Genomic DNA, 23040 nt, shown 5'->3' on the forward strand with positions numbered 1-23040 from the left:
GCCAACACGAACGTCACCGCCCCGAGCACCTCACCGGACGCCTCGTCCACGGCGACNCAGCACCTCGCCGGTCTCCGCCCGGGCCGCCACGTCGGCGAGCACCGGGCCGTACCCGCCCTCGTCCTTGAGCTGACCGTCCGCCTCGTACGCGGCCACCGTCAGGCGGGCGACCGCCGGGAAATCCGCCGGCTGCGCGCGGCGGACGAGCAGGCCGCTCAACCGATCACCGCGATCAGGTCGCCGTCCTGCACCACGTCGCCCTCGTTGACCGCCAACCGCTGCACCACGCCGTCGGACTCGGCGACCACCGGGATCTCCATCTTCATCGACTCCAGGATCACCAGCGTGTCGCCCTCGGACACGGTGTCCCCGGCCGACGCGACGATCTTCCAGACGTTCGCCACCATCTCGGCGCGGATCTCCTCGGCCATCTCCGGCCCTCCCTCTGTCCGACGGTCCTGGGAACGCTATCCCATCATGGTGCCGAACCCCTGGCCATCAGCGCGAGCGCCCCACCGCGCCCGGAACGGGACCGCCGGCACTAGCATCGTCCGGGTCGGCTCCCGCCCGACGTGGAGACCGCACACGGCGTCCGCCGCGTTCACCCGCGGCCGGATCGTGACCAGCACAAGGAGGCAGAGCATGGCGAAGAAGGCCCGGAAGAAGAAGGCCCGGAAGAAGAGCGGCGCCAACCACGGCAAGCGCCCCAACTCCTGATCATCGCGATCAGCGGCGCCGGCCCGAGGGCCGGACGCACCGGTGGCCCGCGGGNGGTCTCGAAGACCACCAGCTCGCTCAGCCGCAGCCGCAGCCGCTCGCGCAGCTTCTCCGGCGCGGCCTCGTTGCCGCAGCAGCGGGCGACCAGCGCCCTGACCTCCTGCTCGATGCCGTACTCGCGCAGGCAGGGCCCGCACTCGTCGAGGTGGTGCCGGATCAGCACCCGGCGGTCCTCGGCGCACTCCAGGTCGAGGTAGAGGTAGACCTCGGCGAGCACCTCGCGGCAGTCCGTCTCGTGCGGTTCTCCACAGCTCACGGTCACACCTCCCGGCCGGCGGTCGAGCCCTTCGACGACGCGGCGCTGAAGCCCCGCTCCGCCGCGTACCGCTCAAGCAGCTTGCGCAGATTACGACGGCCGCGGTGCAGGCGGGACATCACGGTGCCGATCGGCGTGCCCATGATGTCGGCGACCTCCTTGTAGGAGAAGCCTTCGACGTCGGTCAGGTAGACCGCCAGGCGGAACTCCTCCGGCAGCTGCTGGAGGGCCTCCTTGACGTCGCTGTCCGGCAGCCGGTCGAGCGCCTCGGTCTCGGCCGAGCGCAGGCCGCTGGACGTGTGCGACTCCGCCTCGGCGAGCTGCCAGTCGGTGATCTCGTCGGTGGGCGCCTGGACCGGTTGACGCTGCCGCTTCCGGTAGGAGTTGATGTAGGTGTTGGTGAGGATCCGGTACAGCCAGGCCTTCAGGTTGGTGCCCTGCTCGAACTGGTGGAAGGCGGCGTACGCCTTCAGGTAGGTCTCCTGGACCAGGTCCTCGGCATCCGCCGGGTTGCGGGTCATCCGCAGGCCGGCGGCGTAGAGCTGATCGACGAAGGGCATCGCGTCCCGCTCGAAGCGGGCCCTGCGCTCGTCCGTCTTCTCGGTGGTCAACCGCACATCCCCTCGGGTCGGATGCTTTCCCGCCGAGGATACGCGTACCGAGGTGCCGGCAGATCCACTTCCCGACTGTGTGCCGGTGCTCACGGCCGACGCCGACGCGGGCCACGCCGGCGCATCGAGCAACCGCCTGAGCCGCCGTTCGTCCCGTTCGTCACGTTCCCGGCTCCGTGTCTCGGTCGGCACCGGTCACCCCCCTCGCCCTGACAATGTCGTCCACGGGGGTAACGCGGACCGCAGGCCGCCGCATTCCAGCCCCTCCAGCCACCCCCTCCGGACGCCCCCTCCAGCCGTCCCTCCAGCCGTCCCCTTCGTCGATCATGAAGTTGACGGCATCTTCCGCCCGGATCGGCGGCGTCAACTTCATGATCGACAGGCACGGGGGTGGGGCCGTCCTGGCCCCAGCGTGGGTTCGGGCCGACGCTGGGACCAGGAAGGACCTGGGAGGTGACTCCGGTCGCCCGGGACGGGCGGGTCGGTGCCACCCGGTGCAACGACCGCCTCGGGGGACGGTCACGCGCTCTCGCCCGGCTCAGGGCAGCCAGTTGCGGGCGGCGAGCCAGTTCCGGACCACGACGGCAGTGCCGGCCGGATCGATCCGCAGGTCATGCCGCTCCCCGGGCCGGATCACCACCTCGACCCCCGCACCGGGCGCCGGTACGCCGAACGGGTCCCGGTCGCCGTTGACCACCAGGGTCGGCAGGCCGGTGGCCAACTCCCCGGCGCGGGACCGTTCCGGCCGTCCAGGCGGGTGCAGCGGGAACGCGAGCGCCACCACGCCGGCCGCCCCGACTCCGACGGCGGTGCGGCAGGCCACCCGGGCGCCACTGGACCGTCCGCCCACCACCCAGCGGCCGGCCTGCGGCAGCCGCCGACGCAGCTCGGCCAGCACCGCCGTCCACGCCTCGTCGAGGTGACCTGCGGGTGCGGGCGCACGCCGCCCGGCGACCCGGTAGGGCTGGGTGACCAGCGCAACACCCGCCCCGGCGTCGCACACCGCATCGCGGACCGCCACGAGATCCGGCGCGTCGACGTCGCCGCCCGCACCGTGCCCCAGCACCAGCACGGTGCCGGCCGGACCCGGCGGATCGAGCCGGATCCGGGCCGGTCCCCGCGGAGTGTCGATCTCGTCGTCGTGGCGCACCGGCCCATTCTGCGCACGCCGACCCGCCCGGCGCGGGCCAGGACGGCCACACGCCGACCAGCCGGCGGCCCCTCGCCAACCGGCCGGGCCCACGCGCGTGACGGCCACCCCACCCGCAAGGTGTTCGGCGCATGGATGGAACCGCATGGGTGTCCACAGCGCCCAGACACACCCATGCCGTTCCACCCGCCGGCCCGAGNCAGTGGAACACCATGGGTGTCCACAGCGCCCAGACACACCCATGCCGTTCCACCCGCCGGCCCGAGNNGAGTGGAACACCATGGGTGTCTACGGGCCAGGACGCACAGTCACCCCACCAGCCGGGCCAGGGCGGGACGGGCACGCTGACCGATCCGACGGCGTTTCCGGCGGCAGGCCGGTGATTGTGGCTCGCCGGGCCGCTCCGCTGCAGTCCGATTCGTCCTGCCGTCGCTCTCCAGCGGGACGCATACTTCCGGCGGCCCCCAAGCAGCCCGGGCATGCCGGCCAGCGACCCGGCTCGACTTCGAATGGCACCACCCGACCCGACCCGGCCCGGCCCGACCCGGTAAGACTCGGCCGGGCCAGGTTCCGGCCCGGCCTAGGGTGCCGCGGCTTGGAACGGCCCCGGCTGGCCCGGAGTGGGGTGCCACGCCGCGCGTCCCCGCCCGCTGCCGCGCGTCGAGGCGTGCGGAGGTCGGCCGGGAAGCGCGGTGTCCCGTCCCGGGACGGGATTCATCAGGGCCGCCCGCCGGTCCGTCGGTGTCGACGAATGCCGTCGCCCGCGGCCCCGGAGACGGGACCGCGGGCGAGGGTCGGGATCAGGTCGACGGCACCAATGTGAGCAGGCGGTCGCGGACCGGCGGGCCGGCCTCGTCGACCGCGTCCGGATCCGGCTGCACCTCGCCGCGCCAGGCGACCAGCATGGCTCGTCGCTCGCGCGGCGTGGTGCCGCCCCAGACGCCGTGGCAGTCGCCCACCTCCAGCGCCCAGGCCAGGCACGAGCCTTGGACGTCACAGGTGCGGCAGAGCGCCACCGCCGCGTCGGCCGGCTCGTTGGGCGCCGGGAAGAACGTCTCCGGATCGACGCTCTGGCAGGTGCCCCTGGTGCGCCACGCCTCGTCCTGTCGTCGTTCGTGCAGAGCCCGCAGCAGTCGCGGATCGCGCCGTGCGGCAGCCACCTCGTGCGGGCGGGGCATGCGTGCCCGTGTCAATACACCCACCTCCCCCGTGGGACCGGTGAAGACCTTCCAGAAAGATCGATGGATGTCATTCGCCCCGTGCGAATGGACCCCACCACCGGCGCTGTGTTCTATCGCACTCGCGCACGAGGAAACAAGGGTGTTCGGTAAACATGACTGAACAACCGGGCGACGTTTCAGGCGCAACCCCGGCAAATCAGCACACGCCAATATGCTGAGAGTGATCAGAACAACGTCGGTTCGGCGGCGGTCTCCCCGGCCGCCGGAGCCACCCGGGCGATCAGTTCCGGACCGTCGTTGCGGACGTCGCCGACCGCCGCCGGGACCGGACGGATCTCCAACCCGGCGAGCTGGCCGGCGTCGGGCGGGGCGAGCAGGGCGGCGGGCTCGTCGGTCGGGCCGAGCCACGCCGCCCAGCGCTCCGGGGACAGCAGCAGCGGCATCCGGTCGTGCACCTCGGCCAGCTCGCCGACCGCCGCGGTGGTCAGCACGCTGAACGTCAGCCGGGCCGCGCCTGCCGACTCCCACACCGACCAGATGCCGGCGAACGCCAGCACCGAGCCGTCCCGCGGGGTCATGAAGTAGGGCTGCCGCCCGCCGTCGGGGCGGCGCACCCACTCGTACCACCCGTCGGCCGGGACGAGGCAGCGCCGGCGGGCGAAGGACGGGGCGTACGCCCGGCTGGTGGCGACCGTCTCGGCCCGCGCGTTGATCATGCGGGCGGCGCCGGCCGGACTGCGGGACCAGGGCGGGAGCAGCCCCCAGCGGCCCAGGGAGAGCAGCCGGTGCCCCTCCGGCGCGAGCCGGACCAGGGGCGCCGGATCGGTCGGTGCGAGGTTGAAGTCGGGCCCGAACCCGCCGGTGGAGTCGGTGGACTCGAACACCGCGCTCAGGTCGCCCGCGCTCCGGGTCGTCGCGTACCTCCCGCACATGCCGCCCACGCTAGCTCCCGCCAGCCGTTCCGGCTGTCCCGCCCAGCGGGAGCAGGTTGGCTGGAGCGCGCCGCCGACCCCCGGGTTGGCAGAATGTGAGCGTGGGGAATCTGACCGCGACGCGTCCGCCGCAGCCCTGGACCGCACCGACCGCGAGCGACCCGGTCGCCGCCACGCTGCGCCTGCCCGGTTCCAAGTCGATGACCGCCCGCGCCCTGGTGCTCGGCGCGCTGGCCGACGGGACGTCCACGCTCGACCGGCCGCTGCGCGCCCGGGACACCGAGCTGATGGCCGGCGGCCTGCGTGCGCTGGGCGCGCACATGTCGGTCACCGACGACGACCGCTGGCTGGTCCGGCCGCATTCGCTGGTCGGTCCGGCGCACGTCGACGTCGGCCTGGCCGGCACCGTGATGCGGTTCCTGCCCCCGGTGGCCGGGTTGGCGGCGGGACGGGTCGAGTTCGACGGCGACCCGCACGCCCGCACCCGCCCGCTCGGCCCGCTGATCGACGCGCTGCGCGCCCTCGGCGTCCGGATCGACGCCCCGCCGACCGGCAGCCTGCCGCTGGTCGTCCTCGGCGCCGGCCGGGTGACCGGCGGCGAGATCGTCATCGACGCCTCCGCGTCCAGCCAACTGGTCTCCGGGCTGCTGCTGGCCGGGCCGCGTTTCGACCGAGGCGTGGTGGTCCGGCACGAGGGCCCGCCGGTGCCGTCCGCGCCGCACGTCCGGATGACCGTGCAGATGTTGCGCGCCGCCGGGGCCGCGGTGGACGACACCACGCCGGACGTCTGGGTGGTCGAGCCCGGCCCGCTCACCGGGCGCGGCTGGGAGATCGAGCCCGACCTCTCCGGCGCCGCGCCGTTCTTCGCCGCCGCCCTGGTCACCGGCGGCGCGGTGACGCTGCAGGGCTGGCCGCGCAACAGCCTCCAGCCGGTCGACCGGCTGCGCGAGCTGCTGCACCGGATGGGCGGCGAGGTCACGCTCGGCACCGACGGCCTGACCGTACGGGGCACCGGAACGGTGCGCGGGTTGGACGCCGACCTCTCCGACGTCGGGGAGCTGACCCCGGTGCTGACCGCGCTCACCCTGCTCGCCGACGGGCCGTCCCGGCTGACCGGGATCGGTCACATCCGGGGGCACGAGACCGACCGGGTCACCGCGCTGGCCCAGGAGTTCACCGCGCTCGGCGCCGACGTCACCGAGCACCGCGACGGCCTGGAGATCCGGCCCCGCCCGCTGCGCGGCGGGACGGTCCGCACCTACGCCGACCACCGGATGGCGCACGCCGCGGCGGTGGTCGGGCTGGCCGTCCCCGGCATCGTGGTGGACGACGTGTCGTGCACCTCGAAGACCATGCCCGAGTTCCCGGCACTATGGTCGGGGATGGTGACCGGCAAGAACTGACCACGGGGGGACGTCCTGGCGACCAGGCGACGGGAGTACGACGAGGACGACGTCCGGGTACGCCCCGGCAGGTCGTCACGCCCCCGCACCCGCACCCGGCCCCGGCACGCCGACGCGGTGGACGGGTTCGTGATCGCCGTCGACCGGGGCCGCTACACCTGCGTTCGACCCGAGGCCGGCCCGGACGATCCGGTCGTCACCGCCATGCGCGCCCGCGAGCTGGGGCGCAAGTCGGTGGTGGTGGGCGACCGGGTGGGGTTGGTCGGCGACGTCTCCGGGGTGCCCGGGGCGCTGGCCCGCATCGTGCGCATCGCCGAACGCACGTCGGTGCTGCGGCGTACCGCCGACGACGACGAGACCACCGCCGAGGGGCGGCTGGAGCGGGTGGTGGTGGCGAACGCCGACCAGTTGGTGATCGTCAGCGCGCTGGCCGACCCGCCGCCGCGCACCGGGTTCATCGACCGTTGCCTGGTGGCCGCGTACGACGCCGACATCGAGCCGCTGCTCTGCCTCACCAAGGCCGACCTGGCCGGCCCGGAGGCGGTGGTCGGCTACTACACCGAGCTGGAGCTGCCGTACGTGCTCATCCGCCCGGGTTCCGACCTGGCCGAGCTGCGCGCGCTGCTCGGCGGGCGGGTCTCGGTGCTGGTGGGCCACTCCGGGGTGGGCAAGTCGACGCTGGTGAACCGCCTGGTCCCGGCGGCCGAGCGGGCGGTCGGCACGGTCAGCGCGATCGGCCGGGGCCGACACACCTCGACCAGCGCGGTGGCGCTGCGCCTGCCCCCCGACCCGGCCGCCGGCCAGGACGCGGGCTGGATCGTCGACACCCCGGGCGTACGCAGCTTCGGGCTGGCGCACGTCTCCGCGGAGAGCCTGCTGCACGGCTTTCCCGACCTGGTCGAGGCGACCGTCGACTGCCCGGCCAACTGCCCACACACGGCCGAGGAGGCGGACTGCGCGTTGGACGCCTGGGTGGCGGCCGGCAAGGCGGACCCGCGCCGGCTCGCCTCGTACCGGCGGCTGCTCGCCTCCCGCAGCGGCGAGGGCGACCCACGCGAGCCCGAGCGCAACCCGGNGGTACGCCGACGACCTCGCCCTCGCCCACCTGCTCGCCGACGCCGCGGACGCCGTCTCCACGGCCCGCTTCCGCGCGCTCGACCTGCGCGTCGAGTCGAAGCCCGACCTGACCCCGGTCTCCGACGCGGACACCGCCGTGGAGCGGGAGATCCGCGCCCTGCTGGCCACCCACCGCCCCGCCGACGGGCTGCTCGGCGAGGAGTACGGGGAGCAGCCCGCCGCCGGGCCGGACGGGCGACGCTGGGTGGTCGACCCGATCGACGGGACGAAGAACTTCGTCCGGGGCGTACCCGTCTGGGCCACGCTGATCGCGCTGCTGGAGCACGAGCGGCCGGTGCTCGGCCTGGTCTCCGCGCCGGCGCTGGGCCGGCGCTGGTGGGGTGCGATCGGCGCGGGCGCGTTCGCCGGTCCCGGTCCGGACGCGGGCACGCCGATCCGGGTCTCCGGCGTTACCGCGCTCGCGGACGCGAGCCTCTGCTACTCGTCGCTGACCGGGTGGGAGCAGGCGGGTCGGCTGGACGCGATGCTCCAGCTCATGCGGGACACCTGGCGCACCCGGGCATACGGTGACTTCTACGGCTACATGCTGCTGGCCGAGGGGGCGCTGGACGTGATGGTGGAGCCGGAGCTGTCGCTCTGGGACGTCGCCGCGCTGGTGCCGATCGTCACCGAGGCCGGCGGCCGGTTCACCGACCTGGCCGGTCGACCCGCGCCGGCCGGCGTCGACTCCGCCGACATCAGCGCCGTCGCCAGCAACGGCGCGCTGCACGACGACATCCTCGGCCGGCTCGGCCGGCCGGCCGCGCGCTGAGGCGGCGGTAGCCTCTATCCTCGCCAGGTGGTCTCCTCCGGTTGGTGCTTCCTCGCGGCGATGATCGTCGCGTACGGCTTCGCCAACCTTCTCCAGTCCGTCGCCGCCGCGCGGACCACCGTGCACCACACCTTCGACCCGGGGCTGCTGCTGCGGCTGGCCGGTCACCGGACGTACCTGATCGGGCTGGCCTGCCAGGTCGTCGGCTTCGTGCTCGCCTTCCTGGCCCGCCGGGACCTGCCGTTGTTCCTGGTCCAGGCCAGTGTGGCGGCTGGGCTCGGGGTGACCGCCGTGCTCGGCGTGCTGGTGCTCAAGTGGCGTCTGCCGCTGGCCGAGATGGTGCTGCTCGTGCTGCTGTTCGGCGGCATCACGGCGCTGGTGCTGTCGGCCGAGCCGGCGCCCTCCCGGCAGCTCGGCACCGCCGGGCTGGTGGGCCTGGTGGCGGCGCTCGGCGTGTTCGCCGGGTCCGGGTTCTTCGCCGCCCGGTTACGCGGCGCGACCGGTTCGGTGGTGCTCGGCTCGCTGGCCGGGATGGCGTTCTCCGCCGCCGCGGTGGCGGCCCGCCCGCTGGCCTCCGCCGACTCGGCGGAGGCGTTCGCCCGGGACCCGCTGCTCTACCTGCTCGTCGCCCATTCGGTGGTCGGTCAGTTGCTGCTCGGCCTGGCCATGCAGCGCGGATCGACCACGGCGGCGGTGGCGGCGATGGACGCGGCCGGCGCGGTGCCCGCCGCGATCATCGGGTTGCTGCTGCTCAACGACCGGATCTGGCCCGGCCGGGAGTGGTTGGCCGGGCTCGGCTTCCTGGTCACGCTGGCGGCCGTGGTCGGGCTGACCCGGTACGCCGAGCCGCAGCACCACCACGCGACCGCCCGGGACCGGGAACCGACGGCCGCCGGTGCCGGGGTGGTGCCGGCTCAGGCCGCCTCGACCGGTCCGCGCTCGGAGACGACCACCTCGACCGGTGGGGTCGGCTCGGCCGGGCTGGCCGGCCGCCGACGCCCGATCACCCGTTCGTAGAGGCGCTCCAGCGCCGCGGCGGTCCGCTCCCAGGTGTAGCTGCACCGCACCCGGTCCACCGCCGCGTGCCCGTACGCGAACCGCCCGGCGTTGTCGGTGAGCAGCCGGCGCAGGGTCACCCCGAGGGCGCGTACGTCGCCCGGTGGCACCAGCTTGCCGGTCACCTCGTCGACGACCGCGTCGGCGATGCCGCCCATCGCGTAGCCGACCACCGGCACGCCGCACGCCATCGCCTCCAGGGACACCCGGCCGGCGGACGAGTAGTGCGGGGTGCAGGCCACCACGTCGGCGGAGCGGTACCAGGTGGCCATCTGGTCGTGCGGCACCGCGCCGACCAGTTTCACCTGCTCGGCCACGCCGGCGCGCTCGGCCAGCTCGCGCAGCCGGCGTGCCTCCGCGTGCCCGGCCAGCCGCTCGGCCGGCGGGCCGCCGGCGATCACCAGCTCCGCGTCGCCGACCAGCCGCAGCGCCCGGATCAGGTCCTCCTGCCCGTGCCCGGCGGTGAGCCCGCCCACGGAGAGGATCCGGGGCCGCTGGTCGCGGGGGGCGGCCTCGCCGTCCGGGTGGAAGTAACCGGTGTCCACCCCGGTCGGCACCATCGCCACCGAGGTCCGTTGCAGGCCCATCCGGGTCAGCTCGTCGACTTCGTCGTTGCACTGGGCGACCGCGACGTCCACGGCCCGGGTGAGCGCCCGCTCCAGCGGGATGCGCTGGCCCGGCCCGGCGTACCGCCGGCCCAGGTGACGGAGCTGCTCGACGCCGAGCGAGTGGAAGGTCTGCACCACCGGGATGTCGGTCTCGCGGACCGCGTGGGCGGCGGCCAGCCCGCCCACCCAGTAGTGCCCGTGCACCACCTCGGGCGCCCAGTCGCCGGCCCACTCGCCGGCCAGCCAGCGGCCGAACTCGGCCACGTACGGCACCAACTCGGCGGTGGGGAGCGGATCGGGCGGGCCGACCGGCACCCGCTCCAGGCGGTAGCCGTCGACCTCGGTCAGGGCCGGTTGGGCGGCCGCGTCGCGGCGCTCGTACACGCGGACCTCGTGGCCCCGGGCGGCGAGTTCCGCCGCCACGCGCGCAATGTGCTCCTGAGTCCCGACGGTGGGACCCTCGGTGGACGAGCCGGCGTGCGCGCATACAAGGCCGACGCGCATGGTGCACCTCCATGCGTTCTTGCGAGCTGGGTCTCCCGGTCAGAGCGTCCCATTAACCCGGGGTCCGCGCGCCCAAACCTCGCAGATCGGCACCGTGGCGAGCGTCGCGTGGACGGGACACCCGATCCGACCGAAGCGGATCAGCGCGTGTCCATCGGCATGACCGGCCGGCCGTGGGGTACCGGCGAGGAATGCCGATGACCCGCAGCCTCGCCGACGCCACCGTCGTCATCACCGGCGCCTCCAGCGGCATCGGTGCGGCCACCGCGTACGCGTTGGCTCGACGCGGCACGTCGGTGGTGCTGGCGGCCCGGACCGAGGCGGCGCTGCGCCGGGTCGCCGAGCACTGCCGGGAACTGGGCGGGCAGGCCCTCGTGGTGCCGACGGACGTGACCGACCCGGAGGCGGTGGAGTCGCTGGCGGCCCTGGCGGCGGCCGAGTTCGGCCGGATCGACGCGTGGGTCAACAACGCGGCGGTGGGCACCGTGGGGTTGTTCGACGAGATTCCGGTGGCCGAGTTCCGCCGGGTGGTCGAGGTGAACCTGCTCGGCACCGTGCACGGGATCCGGGCCGCGCTGCCGTGGCTGGCGGCGGCCGGCGGCGGCGTGCTGGTCAACAACGCGTCGGTGCTGGCCGAGGTGGCCATGCCGTACCAGTCGGCGTACAACGCGACCAAGCACGCCATCCGCGGGCTGGCCGACACCGTGCGGCAGGAGATGCGGGTCACCGGCCGGGCCGACATCTCGTTCTGCACCGTGCTGCCGGCCACCATCGACACGCCGTTCTTCCGGCACGCCGCCAACCACACCGGCCGGGAGCTGACCCCGCCGCCTCCGGTCTACCCGCCGGAGCTGGTGGCCGAGACGATCGTGCGGCTGCTGCGCCGGCCCCGACGCGAGGCGTACGCGGGGGGCGCGGCCCGGCTGCTGGGCCTCCAGTGGCGGCTCGCCCCGGCGCTGGCCGAGCGCGTGCTCGGCTGGTACACCGCGCGCACCCAGTTCGGCCCCGGCGCACGCCTCGACGCCACCGGCAACGTCTTCACCCCGGACGCGGCCGCGGAGCGGACCGACGGCTGGTCCGGCCGGCGCGGCCAGTTGCTGCGGTTGACGGCCGCGTTCGGGCTGGCCGCGGCCGGCACCGCGGTCGGCACCGTCGCGGCGATCAACCGACGGTCCCGGTCCGGTCGCTGATGAATCCCGTCGACCGGACCGATGCGCACACGGGAGCCGAGGTGCACCATCAGACGATCATGCCGACGGACGAGAGTTGCCTGGTGGACACCGACGGGTCGGCCACCACGGTCAGGTTGACCGGGGTGCTCGACCGGGCCGGCCTCGGCGCCGTACGGGACGCGCTGCTCGCCCGGCTCTGGCAACGACCGGGTCCGCTGCGGGTCGACCTGTCCGGGGTGCGGTTCGCCGACCCGGAGGCCCGGAACGGCCTCGACGAGGTACGACGCGCGGTGGCCGACTGGCCGGCCGGCGAGCTGCTGCTCGACCGGCCCGACGCACCGGCCGCCCACCCGCCGACCACCCCGCCCGAGGTGCTCGACGCCGACCTGCCCCCGGTGTCGGAGGCCGCCCGCCGGGCCCGGGCGCTGGTCGCCGACGGCTGCGTCCGGTGGGGCCGGCCGGAGCTGGCCGAGCCGGCCTGCATCGCGATCACCGAGATGGTCACCAACGTGGTGGTGCACGCCGGGACGCCGATGACGCTCCGGCTGGCGCCCCGGGGCAGCGCCCTGCACCTCGCCGTCCGCGACCACTCCACCGGGCGTCCCGCGTACACCGGTCCGGCCGCGCTCGACGCGGTCGGCGGCCGGGGTCTGCTGCTGATCGAGACGGTGTCCCGGCGGTGGGGCAGCACGCCGCTGCCCGACGGCAAGGTGGTGTGGTGCGTGTTGTACGCCGAGGACGAGGCTGTGTTCCGCAACTGAGGTGTCGTTTCGCACCGTTGCTCCCGATCCACCCCGCCGGTCGCGGTTAGTGCGGTGAGCGCAGTGGGTAGTTCCCGGTCATGCGCGACGACGAGTACCCCACCCCCGTGTCCGACCCCGAGGCGGAGGGCCTGCCCGACACCGCCGACGACGACTCGACCGCCAACGACGACGTGCTCACCGGGCGCGAGGCGGACGGGCCGGAGCCGGCGCAGATCCCCGGCGACCGGACGCCGGTCGCCGTGGACCGGTACGGCACCACGGCCGAGGAGCAGCTCGACGGCGAGTCGCTGGACTACAAGCTCGACCGCGAGCAGTACGAGCGTCCCGCCGACGACCCGCTCGCCGCCCCGGTCGACCCGGCCATCGCGGCCGAGGCGGACAGCGAGGAGGCCGCCGCGCAGGCCCAGCTCGACGCGGACGTGATCGACCCGGGCCCGGTCTCCGACCCGGACTCACCGGTCTCGGTCTACGACCACGGCCAGCTCGGCACCGTCGCCGACCACGAGGTGGGCCGCCTGGTCGAGCCGGACGAGGGCGCGCACACCGACTCCGAGACCGACAACGTCGCCTACGACGCCGGCGCGGCCGGGGGCGGGGCGTCCGCCGAGGAGCTGGCGGTGCACGAGACCCAGCCGCCGCCGGCGCACTGAGTCATTCGTCCAGGCCCCGCTCGATGGCGTACCGGGTCAGCTCGACCCGGTTGTGCAACTGAAGCTTGCCGAGGGTGTTCTGGACGTGGTTCTGCACCGTGCGGTGGGAGAGCCCGAGCCGCTCGGCGATCTGCTTGTAGGACAGCCCCTTCGCGACCAGACGCAGCACCTCGGTCTCCCGCTCGGTGAGCCGGGGTGCCGCGTCGTGCGGGGTGGGCGGCGCGGCGGCCAACCGCCGGTACTCCCCCAGCACCAGCCCGGCCAGGTTCGGCGTGAACACCGGCTCGCCGGCCGCGGCGCGGCGCACCGCGTCGAGGAACTCGGCCGGACCGGCGGACTTGACCAGGTAGCCGGTCGCGCCGGCCTTGACCGCGTCCAGCACGCTCTGCGGCTCACCGCTGGCCGAGAGCATGAGTACCCGCACGTCGGGCAGCGCGGCACGCAGCCCCTGGACCACCTCGACACCGGAGATGTCCGGCAGTTGCAGGTCGAGCACGACCAGGTCGGGGCGGGCCGCCGCGGCCACCCGGACCGCCTGCCGTCCCTCGCCGCTGGTCGCCACCACCAGGTGGCCGGCCTCGGTGAGGTCGCGGGCCACGCCCTCCCGCCACATCGGGTGGTCGTCGACCACCATCACCCGCAGGCTCACCGACGGCTCCTCGGCACGGTCAGCTCGATCTCGGTGCCGGCGCCCGGGGCGGAGACGATCCGCACCTCACCGCCCAGATCCGTCACCCGGCCCCGGATGGACTGGGCCACCCCGAGCCGGCCCTGCGCCGCGGCCTCCGCCAGCCGGCCGTCCGGGATGCCCGGCCCCTCGTCGCGTACCGAGACGGTCACCGTCTCCTCCTCGTCCTCGATCAACACCCAGGCCCGACCTCCGGCGTGCCGGGCCACGTTGTCCAGCGCCGCGCCGACCGCCGCGGCCAACTCGCCGGCCGCCTGCGGGGGCAGCGGCACCGGGGTGGCCGGCGCGGCCACCTGCACGTCCGCCGAGGCGTACCGGTCGAGCAGGTCGCGCAGGTCGCGGTCGTCCCCGGTCTGGTCCAACGCGGCGCCCGTGCGGCCGATCAGCGCCCGCAACGCGGCTTCCTGCTCGCCCGCCAGGCGGGCCAGCTCGGCCGCCTCGCCGTCCAGGTCCGCGCCGCGCCGCCGGACCAGCGCCAGCACCTGAAGCACCGAGTCGTGGATGTCGCGGGCCAGCCGTTCCCGCTCGCGGGTGGCCGCCTCCAGCTCCACCGCCCGCTGCAACCGGGTCTCCGCCTCGACCGCCAGCCGGGCGACGTGCCCGACCACCACGCCGGCCAGCAGCAGGAGAATCGCCCCGGTGAACGCGGACGGGTTGATCGGGTCCCGGGTGGCCAGGTCGGCGCCGCCGATCACCAGCGCGGCCACCGTCCCCCACCGCCGTCCGCCGGAGACCGCCCACGCCAGCACCGGCCCGGCCAGCCAGGCGGAGGTCAGGACCGGCACACCGGCGACGAGCGCCGGGCGGCCGACCACCCACGGCGTGGCCAGGATGATCCCCAGCACCACGCCGAGGTCGGCCAGGAGCAGCGGCCAGCGCCGCCCGGCCGGGCGCCGGTAGCCGGCCGCCGTCACGCCGCTCCAGGCCAGCATCCCCAGCAGGACACCGCCGGCCGCGACCGGGTGCGCGTACTGGCCGCCGTCGCGCAGCACGAGCACCCCGACGTACACCAGCGAGGCGAACCGGAACACCGCGATGGACCGCCAGAACGGGCCTTCCAGGCGAGGGGACGACGGCATGGGCGTCACCCTGCCACAGCCGGTCACGGGCGGACCGCCTGGTGCGCCCCGAGAAACCCTGACGTACGGTGGAAATGCCGCGAAATTCATCAGGAACCGCCACCGGGAGGGGGTCATGGCAGACGCAGAGGTTCCCGCACCGCGTACGGTTGTGCCCATCGAACCTTCCCTCCTCATCGCAGCGGCCTTCGACCAGGCCCAGGTGACCGAGCTTCGGCACTCGGTCACCTCCTGCGCGACCGCGACGGGGCTCGCCGGCCAGCGGCTCGACGACTTCGTGCTGGCGGTCAACGAGTTGATCACCAATGCGGTCCGGCACGGCGGCGGGCGGGGCCGGCTGCGGCTCTGGCGCCGCGGCGACGCCCTCGTCTGCGAGGTCGCCGACCACGGGCACGGGATCAGCGAGGGCCGCCTACGCGACCGCGACCGGCCGGCCCCGGACACCGCCGGCGGCTGGGGCCTCTGGCTGGCCCGGGAGCTGAGCGACAGCATGGAGGTCGAAACCGGCGACGCCGGCACCGTCGTCCGGATCACCGCGGCGCTGACCGTACGGCAGCCCACCGCCCGCCCGCTGGACGGCTGACCGGCCCGGTCGGCGGGAGGCGGGGGACGCCCCCGGCGGGTACGGTGCCTGCGTGACCGGAGAGTTCGTCGCCGCCATCGACCAGGGCACCACCTCCTCACGGTGCATCGTCTTCGACGCCGCCGGCGAGATCGTCGCCGTGGCCCAGCGCGAACACCGGCAGATCTTCCCGCGACCGGGCTGGGTCGAGCACGACGCGGAGGAGATCTGGGCCAACGTGGAGCAGGTGGTCCGGGAGGCGCTGGCGAGCGCCGACATCGGCCCCGAACGGCTGGCCGCCGTCGGCATCACCAACCAGCGGGAGACCACCCTCGTCTGGGACCGCGTCACCGGCCGCCCGGTGGCCAACGCGATCGTCTGGCAGGACACCCGCACCGGGCCGCTGCTACGCGAGCTGACCGAGACGTACGACGTCGACCGGCTGCGCGCCCGCACCGGTCTGATGCCGGCCACCTACTTCGCCGGGCCGAAGCTGCGCTGGCTGCTCGACCACGTCGACGGGCTGCGCGAGCGCGCCGAGCGGGGCGAGGTGCTGTTCGGCACCATGGACAGCTGGCTCATCTGGAAGCTGACCGGCCGGCACGTCACCGACGTGACCAACGCCAGCCGCACCCTGCTGATGGACCTGGAAACCCTCGACTGGGCCCCGGAACTGCTCGACGCGCTCCGCATCCCGGCTGCGATGCTGCCCGAGATCCGCAGCTCGGCCGAGGTCTACGGCACCGCCGACGGCGTCCTCGCCGGGGTGCCGGTGGCCAGCGCGCTCGGCGACCAGCAGGCCGCGCTCTTCGGCCAGACCTGCTTCCAGCCCGGCGAGGCCAAGTGCACCTACGGCACCGGCAGCTTCCTGCTGCTCAACACCGGCGCCAGCCCGGTGCCGTCCCGGCACGGCCTGCTCACCACCGTGGCCTACCGGATCGAGGGCCAGCCCGCCGCGTACGCGCTGGAGGGCGCCATCGCGGTCACCGGCGCGCTGGTGCAGTGGCTGCGCGACAACCTCGGCCTGATCTCCACCGCCGGTCAGGTCGAGGAGCTGGCCCGCACGGTCGACGACAACGGCGGCTGCTACGTGGTGCCGGCCTTCTCCGGCCTGTTCGCCCCGCACTGGCGCAGCGACGCCCGGGGTGTGATCGCCGGCCTGACCGGCTACATCACCAAGGGCCACCTGGCCCGGGCGGTGCTGGAGGCGTCCGCCTTCCAGACCCGCGAGGTGGTCGACGCGATGAACGCCGACTCCGACGTCGCGCTGCGCCGGCTGCGGGTGGACGGCGGGATGACCGGCAACGCGCTGCTCATGCAGTTCCTCGCCGACGTGCTCGACGTGCCGGTGGTCCGCTCCCGGATCACGGAGACGACCTGCCTCGGCGCCGCGTACGCGGCCGGCCTGGCCGTCGGCTTCTGGCCCGACCTGGCGACCTTGCGCGACAAGTGGCGCTCCGACGCCCAGTGGCAGCCCGCGATGGACCCACCCCACCGCGACCACGAGCTACGCCAGTGGCACAAGGCCGTCCAACGCACCCTGAACTGGGAGGACTAGCGGGCGACTTCGCCCTCCTCCACCTCCAGCAACGCGAGGATCTCCGCCGCGGTCCGGTCCGCCAGCGACGTGAAGATGGCGTCGGCGCGGTCGAGGAGATCGCCGAACCCGCCCTCCGGGGATCGGGCGTCGATCTCCCGCAGGAAGTCGCGGATCTCCTCGAAGGCCGGCCGGTCCAGCCGCAGGGTGCCGGCCGAGACCTGCCCGCGCAGCGAGTACGCCCGCAGGATGTCCTGCGCGAAGACGGCGCCCTTGGCGAGCAGCGTCAACCACCGCGTCTCCAGCGACCGGTCCTGCCGCAGCAGGTCGAACATCCGGCCTTCGTGTTCGGCGAACAGGGTGAGCGCCGCACGACCCAGGGCCGACCGGCGGAGGATCACGTCCCGGAAGTCGAACAGCACCACGTAGGACGGCTGGACGGCCTGCCCGAGCAGCGGGTCGTCACGGGTGGCCTCAGCGAGGCGTGAGCCGAACCCGCCGACGGGGTTGCACCCACCGCACGGCCCTTCCGAGTACAGCCCGGTGAAGTTGCATTCCGACGAGCTGGAGACCGTGAAACAGATCGTCTGCCCGGTCGTCCCGTCCCCCGAGGGGTAACAGCAGCATCCCATGATCGGTCCTTCCACCGCCGCTTTGTGATCGTCATTCTTCGTCGGCCGGAGTCGCACCGACTCTACGCCGGCTTCATTGATCGAATCGTTTTTGTGTCGCCTATGCGCTTGTGCGCGGCGCTGCCGTGCCCAACGGTTGACTGTGCACGGGCAGCGGACCGGGAGTGCAGTGATGGAAAACGATCTCATAAACGGATACGACGTCGTCGCGCATTTCTCGCAGAGCGCCGTGGAGCGGGTCTTCCAGAGCTATTACCAGGCCGGAGTGCTGCCCTCGCATGTGTCCGCGCCGTTCTCGCAAGGCAGCGCCACCCACACCGTCGAGGTGTTCTACGGCCTGCCCCGGCTCAGATTCGTCAGCGTGACGGGGGTGCAGAACGCCATTCGGCTCACCTTCGGCTACATCGTCCGACTGACCAATCACGATCAGGAATGGCCCGGCGAGGCTTCGGTGGTCGTCTCCGCCATCCCGTTGACCATGCCCGCCGGCCACGGCACCTTCGTCACGGCACTCGGTATCGTGCTGAACAACACTGGTCTCGGCCAGCTCACCTTCACCCCGGCGTCCTATCCGGAATTTGAGGAGATCGTCAAACCACTGATCGCGACGAGCATTCTGGGCAGCGGCCGGTCGATCTTCTTCACCCCGCCGGCGACCCCGAGTCCACAGCGGCTGGGGTTCCGAATCTATCCCGGGCCGGGCGACAGCGGCTTTCTCAGCGCCTTCGTCACCGTGGAAGCCACTCCAGCGCCACCGCCGGCGACGATGACGTCCCTCCTGTCTCCTAGCCAGGATCTCGCCGTGGCGGCGCCGGTCGAGCTGGTCGACCAGATCCTGGCCGACGGGCTGGCAGCGGCGGGGTTGGGCGACCTGCCGACCACCATGGAGTTCGACGGGGAGGAGCGAACCGTCCAGGCACTGCGGATCCGGCTGCGCGACCACTACCTGGACATCAGCGGTGAGATCGACGACGTGGAGTTCACCGCCAAGGCGCTGCTGTACGCCCGACCGGACGGGATCACCTATCAGGTCCTCATCCAGGACCTGGACGTGGACCTACCCTGGTACGCCGACGTGGTCGACGTCATCAGCGGCGGGGCGATCACGCGGGCGATCGGCGACTCCTTCCCGGCGATGATCGGCGCCCTGGGTGACGGGGCGTCCGGCGGCCTGGGCGTCTTCGCCAGCCGGATCCCGACAGTGGAGACCTCGGTCGACATCCACAACAAGGGGTATGCCGCCATCAGCGAGCAGGGAATGGTCGTCGGCGCCTCGGTCACGGCGAAGCCGGTGGCCGCACCGATCGTCCAGCCGACGTATCTCGTCGGGAACCGGAAGAGCCGCGAGTTCCACCGGGCCGGTTGCCCGTACGGCGACAAGGTGAAGCAGCGGGAACTCTTCATCCGCGAGGCAGCCGCCATCCGAAGCGGCTACAACGGGTGCTTCACATGCGCCCACGAATACAGCCACCCCTTCGGCAAGCTCACCTTCGGGTTCCGGTCCCCCGGCGGCAACCTCGCCAACGCCCTGCTCACCGTGCCCGTCTCCATAGTCGGCAAGCTGGTCACCCAGGTGGTGGTCGACGGGGTGACGGTCACCGATCCGCCGTTCACCCGCGACGCGACGCTGAAGGTGAAAGTGAAGCCGGACGGCAGCTGGCAGACCTACTTGTACGACTCGACCAGCCAACTGATCCCCGGCACCTGGCGGCTGCGGGCCACCAGCGGGGCCTGGACCGGCGAGGTCACCGCCACCATCGTCCCCACCGCCCGCAACTTCGGTGCCAGCAACATGATCGCGTTCACCCTCGGCATACCGGCCGGCGCGATCGGATACGGCCAGATGCCGCCGTTCCCGTGAGCCGACGCGACACGCTGGTCAGGCCGCGGTGAGCAGGCAGAACTCGTTGCCCTCCGGGTCGGTCATGACCCTCCACGGGATGTCCGGGCGGCCCAGGTCGACGGCGGTGGCGCCCAGCCTCTCCAGCCGGGCCGCCTCGGCCGCCAGGTCGTCACCGGGATAGGGGCGGACGTCGAGGTGGACGCGGTTCCACCCGGTCTTCGGGTCGGGGGTGCGGACGAACAGCAGATAGGGGCCGACGCCCCGCGCGGAGCGCAGCAACGCGTCCTGGTCGCTGACCCGGTGCACGGTCCAGTCCGTCGCCTCGCCCCAGAAGCGGGCCATGGCGTGCGGATCGGCGCAGTCGACCACCACCGCGGCGATCGGCCCGGTCTCCTGGTAGAACGAATCCAGCACGCAGAACTCGTTGCCCTCCGGGTCGGCCATGACCCGCCACGGGACGTCGCCCTGACCCACGTCGACGGGGGTCGCGCCGAACTCCGTCAACCGCGCCACCAGCTCCGCCTGATGGGCCGCCGAAGTGGCGGCGAGGTCGACGTGGACCCGGTTCTTACCCACTTTGGGCTCTGCGGAGACGACGAGGTCGATGCAGACGGCGACCGGGTCGGGGTAGACGAAGCCCTCGGGTTCGAGGTTGGTCACGCCCGGCCCCTCGCTGGAGATGCCCCAGCCGAGCGCCTTCGCCCAGAAGCCACCCAGCGCGGCATCGTCCCGGGCCTTCATGTTGATCTGCACCAGCCGCGTCGCCATGCCGAGCAGGCTAGCCCTTCTGACCGAAGATGCCGAGTCCAGCCAGCAGGTACGGCCAGGTGGCGGTATCGCGGTCAGTCCCAGCGGTTGCCGGTCAGCTTCTCGTACACCTCGACGTAGCGGGCCCGGGTCGCCTCGACCACCTCGGCCGGCACCTCCGGCACCGGCGGCCGCTTGTCCCAGCCGCTCTGGACGGCCCAGTCCCGCACGTACTGCTTGTCGAAGGAGAACTGGCTCCGGCCCGGCTGATAGGACTCGGCCGGCCAGAACCGGGACGAGTCGGAGGTGAGCAGCTCGTCCGCGAGCACCAGCGTGCCGTCCGGCGTCCAGCCCAGCTCCAGCTTGGTGTCCGCGATCAGGATGCCCCGGTCCGCCGCGATCTCCGCGCCACGCCGGTAGACGTCGATGGTGATCTGCCGCAGCCGCGCCGCGGTCTCCGGCCCCACCTTGTCGACCACCTGGTCGTAGGTGATCGCCTCGTCGTGCTCGCCCTTCGGGGCCTTGGTCGTCGGGGTGAAGATCGGCTCGGGCAGGATCGACGCCTCGACCAGGCCCCGGGGCAGCGCCACACCGCAGACCGAACCGGTGCGCTCGTACTCGGCGAGGCCGCTGCCGGTCAGGTAGCCCCGCGCCACACACTCGACCGGCACCATCTCCAGCCGCCGGCACCGGATCGCCCGACCAGCGAACTCCGCCGGCACGTCGGTGGCGGACACCACATGGTTCGGGACCAGTTCGGACAGCTGCTCGAACCACCACAGCGAGAGCGCGGTGAGCAGGCGGCCCTTGTCCGGGATCGGGGTCGGCAGCACCACGTCGTAGATGGAGACGCGGTCGGAGGCGACCAGGATCAGATCCGCGCCGTCGGCGTAGACGTCCCGGACCTTGCCCGAGTGAAGAAGTTCCACGGCGCTAGTACACCATGGCCGGGACGAGGCGCCCGGCGCGCCCACCGCCGTTGACATCCCGCCCAGGGCCGGTGAAATGATCCGTCCACCCCACCTTCGGAGAGACCGTGCCCGCTCAGCGGCCCCCATCCCGTCCCGGCCTCGACCGGCGACGGTTCCTCGGCGCGCTCACCGGCCTGCCGCTGCTCGCCGGCGGGCTGGCCGGATGCGGCCCCGAGGAGGAGACCACGGCCGACGACGGGCCGATCGAGCTGTCGGTGTTCTGGTGGGGCGGCACCCGCCGGGCCCAGGCCACCGAGCAGGCGCTGCGCCTCTACACCGAGCAGAACCCCGGGGTCGGCTTCCGGATCACCTGGCAGGGGCTCGCCGGCTACTACGACCGGTTGGCCATCCAGGGCACCGGCGGCAACGTGCCGGACCTCTTCCAGATAGACGACACGCTGCTCACCGAGTACGACCGCCGCGACATCCTGCTCGACCTCACCCGGTACGCCACCGACGGCCGCCTCGACCTCGGCGAGTTTCCGGAGCAGCTCGCCCGCTACGGCCGGGTGGACGAGCGGACCATGGCGGTGCCCGCCGCGCAGACCAGCGCGGCGCTGGTCTTCAACCGGCACCTGCTGCGTCGGATCGGCGAGCCCGAACCACGCACCGGCATGTCCTGGAAGGAGTACGCCCGCTGGGCCGCCCGCGTCACCCGGGCCTCCGACAACCGGGTCGCCGGCACCATGGACCCCTCCGGCGACTACCGGGCGCTCTGGCTCTGGCTGCGCGGCCAGGGCAGCGAGCTGTACCAGGGGCGACAGCTCGGCTTCACCTCGGCCGAACTGCTCGACTGGTTCGAGTTCTGGGAGGTCGCCCGCTTCGACCGGGCCACCCCGAGCGCCGCCCTGGTGGAGCAGGCGGACACCGGTGCGCTGAACCGTCAGCTCGTGGTCACCGGGCACACCGCGGCGTCCTTCGCCTGGTCGCACCAGCTACCGGAACTGCAACGCCTGACCGAAGACGAGCTGGCCGCCGTCGCCTTCCCCGGCCCGCCGGCCGCCCAGTGGCCACGCGCATCGATGTACTGGGCCGGCTTCCGCGGCACCCGTCACCCGGGCGTCGTGGTGGACGTGCTCAACTTCCTGGCCACCAATGTGGCCGCCGGCCGGATCCTCGGCGTCGAACGCGGGCTGAACCCCAGCATGCAGGTCCGCCCGTACGTCGTCCGTGATCTCACCGACCGGGTCGAGCAGCGGGTGGCCGCCCTGGGCGCGGAGTTGGACGGGCTGGCCGGCCCGGCGCCCGCGCCACCGCCGAAGGGCCACGGCGCGGTGCGGACCCTGCTCATCGACGCGGCCGAGAGCATCCGCGGCAAGCGGGCCGGTGCCCGCACCGCGACCTCACGGTTCATGGCCCGGGCGAACGCCGCCCTGGCTGAGGGGTGAGGCGGGGCCCCCGCTCGACGCATTCGTGGAGGCGGGGCCCCGCGTGACACCGGGCGAGGCTTGTCAGCGGGGCGGTCGGTTACGCCGATTGCGTGTGAGCAGCACCACCAGCAGCACGATCCCGCCGACCACCACGAGGCAGCACAGCAGGCCGAGGACGCCGAACCCACCTCGGCTCCGCCGTCGTGCGGCCTCCACCACGACCTCGCCGGTTCCGCTCGACGCCCACGCCGCGACCGGCACGAACACCGAGAGCACGACCGTACCGAAGACCGCGCTGAGGCGGCCCCACCACTTGTTCAATCCAGACATGCCCTCATCCTCGCCGAGACACGCAACCGCGGCACGCCGGACGGGACGGAAGGTCACCGGACAGGGCGAAGGGCCCCGGAGAGAACTCCGGGGCCCTTCGTCACGAGTAGCGGGGACAGGATTTGAACCTGCGACCTCTGGGTTATGAGCCCAGCGANTGTACAGCTTATCGCATCCCGATCGGGGAGATCAGCCGGGTCCCCCGATTGCGCCGTCGCGGCGAACGGCGCGGGAACGGTGAAGGGCCCCGGGGAGAATCCCGGGGCCCTTCGTTACGAGTAGCGGGGACAGGATTTGAACCTGCGACCTCTGGGTTATGAGCCCAGCGA

23 protein-coding genes, 1 tRNA gene and 3 pseudogenes are annotated in these 23040 nt (G+C 73.3%); 12 read left to right on the plus strand and 15 right to left on the minus strand.

Annotation, left to right across the window (positions count from 1 at the left end; genetic code table 11):
* Both B1205_RS31080 and B1205_RS08265 read right to left on the minus strand, forming a co-directional pair.
* Nucleotides 1-219, minus strand: a pseudogene (locus B1205_RS31080) (GNAT family N-acetyltransferase); the annotation flags it as partial.
* A complete protein-coding gene (locus tag B1205_RS08265) occupies nt 216-431 on the minus strand; it encodes a biotin/lipoyl-binding carrier protein (protein ID WP_089155069.1) in 216 nt (71 codons plus the stop codon). The pseudogene B1205_RS31080 and the gene B1205_RS08265, both read right to left, overlap by 4 nt.
* Nucleotides 432-642: 211 nt before the next feature.
* On the opposite strand from B1205_RS08265, the gene B1205_RS33320 reads away from it, so the two are divergent.
* A complete protein-coding gene (locus B1205_RS33320) occupies nt 643-717 on the plus strand; it encodes a 50S ribosomal protein bL37 (RefSeq protein WP_369700219.1) in 75 nt (24 codons plus the stop codon).
* 55 nt (nt 718-772) lie between these two features.
* Here the strand turns inward: B1205_RS33320 and rsrA are convergent.
* The 5 genes and pseudogenes from rsrA to B1205_RS08300 all read right to left on the minus strand — a co-directional run.
* Nucleotides 773-1033: pseudogene (rsrA, locus tag B1205_RS08275) on the minus strand (mycothiol system anti-sigma-R factor); the annotation flags it as partial.
* Between the two features lie 2 nt (nt 1034-1035).
* Nucleotides 1036-1836: a sigma-70 family RNA polymerase sigma factor gene (locus B1205_RS08280; RefSeq protein WP_089155071.1), complete on the minus strand. Its 801-nt coding sequence runs from the start codon at nt 1834-1836 to the stop codon at nt 1036-1038.
* A gap of 346 nt (nt 1837-2182) precedes the next feature.
* Nucleotides 2183-2794: an alpha/beta hydrolase family protein gene (locus tag B1205_RS08290; RefSeq protein WP_089155073.1), complete on the minus strand. Its 612-nt coding sequence runs from the start codon at nt 2792-2794 to the stop codon at nt 2183-2185.
* Nucleotides 2795-3594: 800 nt separating this feature from the next.
* A complete protein-coding gene (locus B1205_RS08295; protein ID WP_089155074.1) occupies nt 3595-3987 on the minus strand; it encodes a WhiB family transcriptional regulator in 393 nt (130 codons plus the stop codon).
* A gap of 212 nt (nt 3988-4199) precedes the next feature.
* The gene (locus B1205_RS08300) at nt 4200-4907 is read right to left on the minus strand and encodes an SOS response-associated peptidase (RefSeq protein WP_089155075.1); all 708 of its coding nucleotides are present in this window, start codon (nt 4905-4907) and stop codon (nt 4200-4202) included.
* A gap of 101 nt (nt 4908-5008) precedes the next feature.
* Between B1205_RS08300 and aroA the strand changes: the two genes are divergently transcribed.
* The 4 genes and pseudogenes from aroA to B1205_RS08320 all read left to right on the plus strand — a co-directional run bounded on the left by aroA (nt 5009) and on the right by B1205_RS08320 (nt 9215).
* Entirely contained in the window at nt 5009-6310 is a 1302-nt protein-coding gene (aroA, locus tag B1205_RS08305) for a 3-phosphoshikimate 1-carboxyvinyltransferase (protein WP_089155076.1), read from the plus strand.
* 96 nt (nt 6311-6406) lie between these two features.
* Nucleotides 6407-7408 (plus strand): annotated as a pseudogene (gene rsgA, locus B1205_RS08310) (ribosome small subunit-dependent GTPase A); the annotation flags it as partial.
* 7 nt (nt 7409-7415) lie between these two features.
* Nucleotides 7416-8198 (plus strand): histidinol-phosphatase, encoded by a 783-nt coding sequence (gene hisN / locus B1205_RS08315; RefSeq protein ID WP_089155077.1) that lies wholly within the window; start codon nt 7416-7418, stop codon nt 8196-8198.
* A 60-nt stretch (nt 8199-8258) separates the two neighbouring features.
* A complete protein-coding gene (locus tag B1205_RS08320; RefSeq protein ID WP_176308515.1) occupies nt 8259-9215 on the plus strand; it encodes a hypothetical protein in 957 nt (318 codons plus the stop codon).
* On the opposite strand, the gene B1205_RS08325 is transcribed toward B1205_RS08320, so the two are convergent.
* A complete protein-coding gene (locus tag B1205_RS08325) occupies nt 9113-10366 on the minus strand; it encodes a glycosyltransferase (protein ID WP_089155079.1) in 1254 nt (417 codons plus the stop codon). The genes B1205_RS08320 and B1205_RS08325 overlap by 103 nt on opposite strands.
* A 197-nt stretch (nt 10367-10563) precedes the next feature.
* On the opposite strand from B1205_RS08325, the gene B1205_RS08330 reads away from it, so the two are divergent.
* The 3 genes from B1205_RS08330 (at nt 10564) to B1205_RS08340 (ending at nt 12952) form a co-directional block, all read left to right on the plus strand.
* Nucleotides 10564-11556: an SDR family oxidoreductase gene (locus tag B1205_RS08330; protein ID WP_254909798.1), complete on the plus strand. Its 993-nt coding sequence runs from the start codon at nt 10564-10566 to the stop codon at nt 11554-11556.
* A 59-nt stretch (nt 11557-11615) separates the two neighbouring features.
* Entirely contained in the window at nt 11616-12299 is a 684-nt protein-coding gene (locus B1205_RS08335; RefSeq protein ID WP_089155379.1) for an ATP-binding protein, read from the plus strand.
* A gap of 80 nt (nt 12300-12379) precedes the next feature.
* Complete coding sequence (locus B1205_RS08340; protein WP_089155081.1) at nt 12380-12952, plus strand: DUF5709 domain-containing protein; 573 nt, start codon at nt 12380-12382, stop codon at nt 12950-12952.
* A gap of 1 nt (nt 12953) precedes the next feature.
* Here B1205_RS08340 and B1205_RS08345 read toward each other — a convergent pair whose 3' ends face one another.
* Both B1205_RS08345 and macS read right to left on the minus strand, forming a co-directional pair.
* Nucleotides 12954-13586 (minus strand): response regulator, encoded by a 633-nt coding sequence (locus B1205_RS08345; RefSeq protein ID WP_176308516.1) that lies wholly within the window; start codon nt 13584-13586, stop codon nt 12954-12956.
* 11 nt (nt 13587-13597) lie between these two features.
* On the minus strand, nt 13598-14719 hold the full coding sequence (macS, locus tag B1205_RS08350) for a MacS family sensor histidine kinase (RefSeq protein ID WP_089155083.1): 1122 nt from the start codon (nt 14717-14719) through the stop codon (nt 13598-13600).
* Nucleotides 14720-14834: 115 nt separating this feature from the next.
* Between macS and B1205_RS08355 the strand changes: the two genes are divergently transcribed.
* A complete protein-coding gene (locus B1205_RS08355) occupies nt 14835-15302 on the plus strand; it encodes an ATP-binding protein (RefSeq protein ID WP_089155084.1) in 468 nt (155 codons plus the stop codon).
* 52 nt (nt 15303-15354) lie between these two features.
* Entirely contained in the window at nt 15355-16839 is a 1485-nt protein-coding gene (glpK, locus tag B1205_RS08360; RefSeq protein WP_089155085.1) for a glycerol kinase GlpK, read from the plus strand.
* Here the strand turns inward: glpK and B1205_RS08365 are convergent.
* Nucleotides 16836-17450 carry a hypothetical protein gene (locus tag B1205_RS08365; protein ID WP_089155086.1) on the minus strand — a complete coding sequence of 205 codons (615 nt, stop codon included), beginning with the start codon at nt 17448-17450 and terminating at the stop codon, nt 16836-16838. The two genes, glpK and B1205_RS08365, sit on opposite strands and share 4 nt — an antisense overlap.
* A 76-nt stretch (nt 17451-17526) precedes the next feature.
* On the opposite strand from B1205_RS08365, the gene B1205_RS08370 reads away from it, so the two are divergent.
* Nucleotides 17527-19311 carry a hypothetical protein gene (locus B1205_RS08370; RefSeq protein WP_140157994.1) on the plus strand — a complete coding sequence of 595 codons (1785 nt, stop codon included), beginning with the start codon at nt 17527-17529 and terminating at the stop codon, nt 19309-19311.
* Between the two features lie 18 nt (nt 19312-19329).
* Here B1205_RS08370 and B1205_RS08375 read toward each other — a convergent pair whose 3' ends face one another.
* Nucleotides 19330-20061, minus strand: coding sequence for a VOC family protein (locus B1205_RS08375; protein WP_089155088.1), 732 nt, complete (start codon nt 20059-20061; stop codon nt 19330-19332).
* A 74-nt stretch (nt 20062-20135) separates the two neighbouring features.
* Nucleotides 20136-20969 carry a phosphoribosylaminoimidazolesuccinocarboxamide synthase gene (locus B1205_RS08380; RefSeq protein ID WP_089155089.1) on the minus strand — a complete coding sequence of 278 codons (834 nt, stop codon included), beginning with the start codon at nt 20967-20969 and terminating at the stop codon, nt 20136-20138.
* A gap of 107 nt (nt 20970-21076) precedes the next feature.
* Here B1205_RS08380 and B1205_RS08385 point away from each other — a divergent pair, with 107 nt between their 5' ends.
* Nucleotides 21077-22399 carry an ABC transporter substrate-binding protein gene (locus B1205_RS08385; protein WP_089155090.1) on the plus strand — a complete coding sequence of 441 codons (1323 nt, stop codon included), beginning with the start codon at nt 21077-21079 and terminating at the stop codon, nt 22397-22399.
* 63 nt (nt 22400-22462) lie between these two features.
* On the opposite strand, the gene B1205_RS08390 is transcribed toward B1205_RS08385, so the two are convergent.
* Both B1205_RS08390 and B1205_RS08395 read right to left on the minus strand, forming a co-directional pair.
* Nucleotides 22463-22711: a hypothetical protein gene (locus B1205_RS08390; RefSeq protein WP_089155091.1), complete on the minus strand. Its 249-nt coding sequence runs from the start codon at nt 22709-22711 to the stop codon at nt 22463-22465.
* A gap of 107 nt (nt 22712-22818) precedes the next feature.
* Nucleotides 22819-22892: transfer RNA gene (locus tag B1205_RS08395), tRNA-Met, on the minus strand.
* Nucleotides 22893-23040 lie beyond the last annotated feature (148 nt).

It is taken from the genome of Micromonospora sp. NBS 11-29 (assembly GCF_002140155.1).
Lineage (GTDB): Bacteria > Actinomycetota > Actinomycetes > Mycobacteriales > Micromonosporaceae > Micromonospora.

What these genes read in the sequence shown, in the direction of transcription:
- B1205_RS08265 (WP_089155069.1), bottom strand. Translation starts at nt 431, where the DNA reads ATGGCCGAGGAGATCCGCGCCGAGATGGTGGCGAACGTCTGGAAGATC.
- B1205_RS08300 (WP_089155075.1), bottom strand. Translation starts at nt 4,907, where the DNA reads ATGTGCGGGAGGTACGCGACGACCCGGAGCGCGGGCGACCTGAGCGCG.
- B1205_RS08320 (WP_176308515.1), top strand. Translation starts at nt 8,259, where the DNA reads ATGATCGTCGCGTACGGCTTCGCCAACCTTCTCCAGTCCGTCGCCGCC.
- B1205_RS08325 (WP_089155079.1), bottom strand. Translation starts at nt 10,366, where the DNA reads ATGCGCGTCGGCCTTGTATGCGCGCACGCCGGCTCGTCCACCGAGGGT.
- B1205_RS08330 (WP_254909798.1), top strand. Translation starts at nt 10,564, where the DNA reads ATGACCCGCAGCCTCGCCGACGCCACCGTCGTCATCACCGGCGCCTCC.
- B1205_RS08335 (WP_089155379.1), top strand. Translation starts at nt 11,616, where the DNA reads ATGCCGACGGACGAGAGTTGCCTGGTGGACACCGACGGGTCGGCCACC.
- B1205_RS08340 (WP_089155081.1), top strand. Translation starts at nt 12,380, where the DNA reads ATGCGCGACGACGAGTACCCCACCCCCGTGTCCGACCCCGAGGCGGAG.
- B1205_RS08345 (WP_176308516.1), bottom strand. Translation starts at nt 13,586, where the DNA reads ATGGTGGTCGACGACCACCCGATGTGGCGGGAGGGCGTGGCCCGCGAC.
- macS (WP_089155083.1), bottom strand. Translation starts at nt 14,719, where the DNA reads ATGCCGTCGTCCCCTCGCCTGGAAGGCCCGTTCTGGCGGTCCATCGCG.
- B1205_RS08355 (WP_089155084.1), top strand. Translation starts at nt 14,835, where the DNA reads ATGGCAGACGCAGAGGTTCCCGCACCGCGTACGGTTGTGCCCATCGAA.
- B1205_RS08365 (WP_089155086.1), bottom strand. Translation starts at nt 17,450, where the DNA reads ATGGGATGCTGCTGTTACCCCTCGGGGGACGGGACGACCGGGCAGACG.
- B1205_RS08375 (WP_089155088.1), bottom strand. Translation starts at nt 20,061, where the DNA reads ATGGCGACGCGGCTGGTGCAGATCAACATGAAGGCCCGGGACGATGCC.
- B1205_RS08390 (WP_089155091.1), bottom strand. Translation starts at nt 22,711, where the DNA reads ATGTCTGGATTGAACAAGTGGTGGGGCCGCCTCAGCGCGGTCTTCGGT.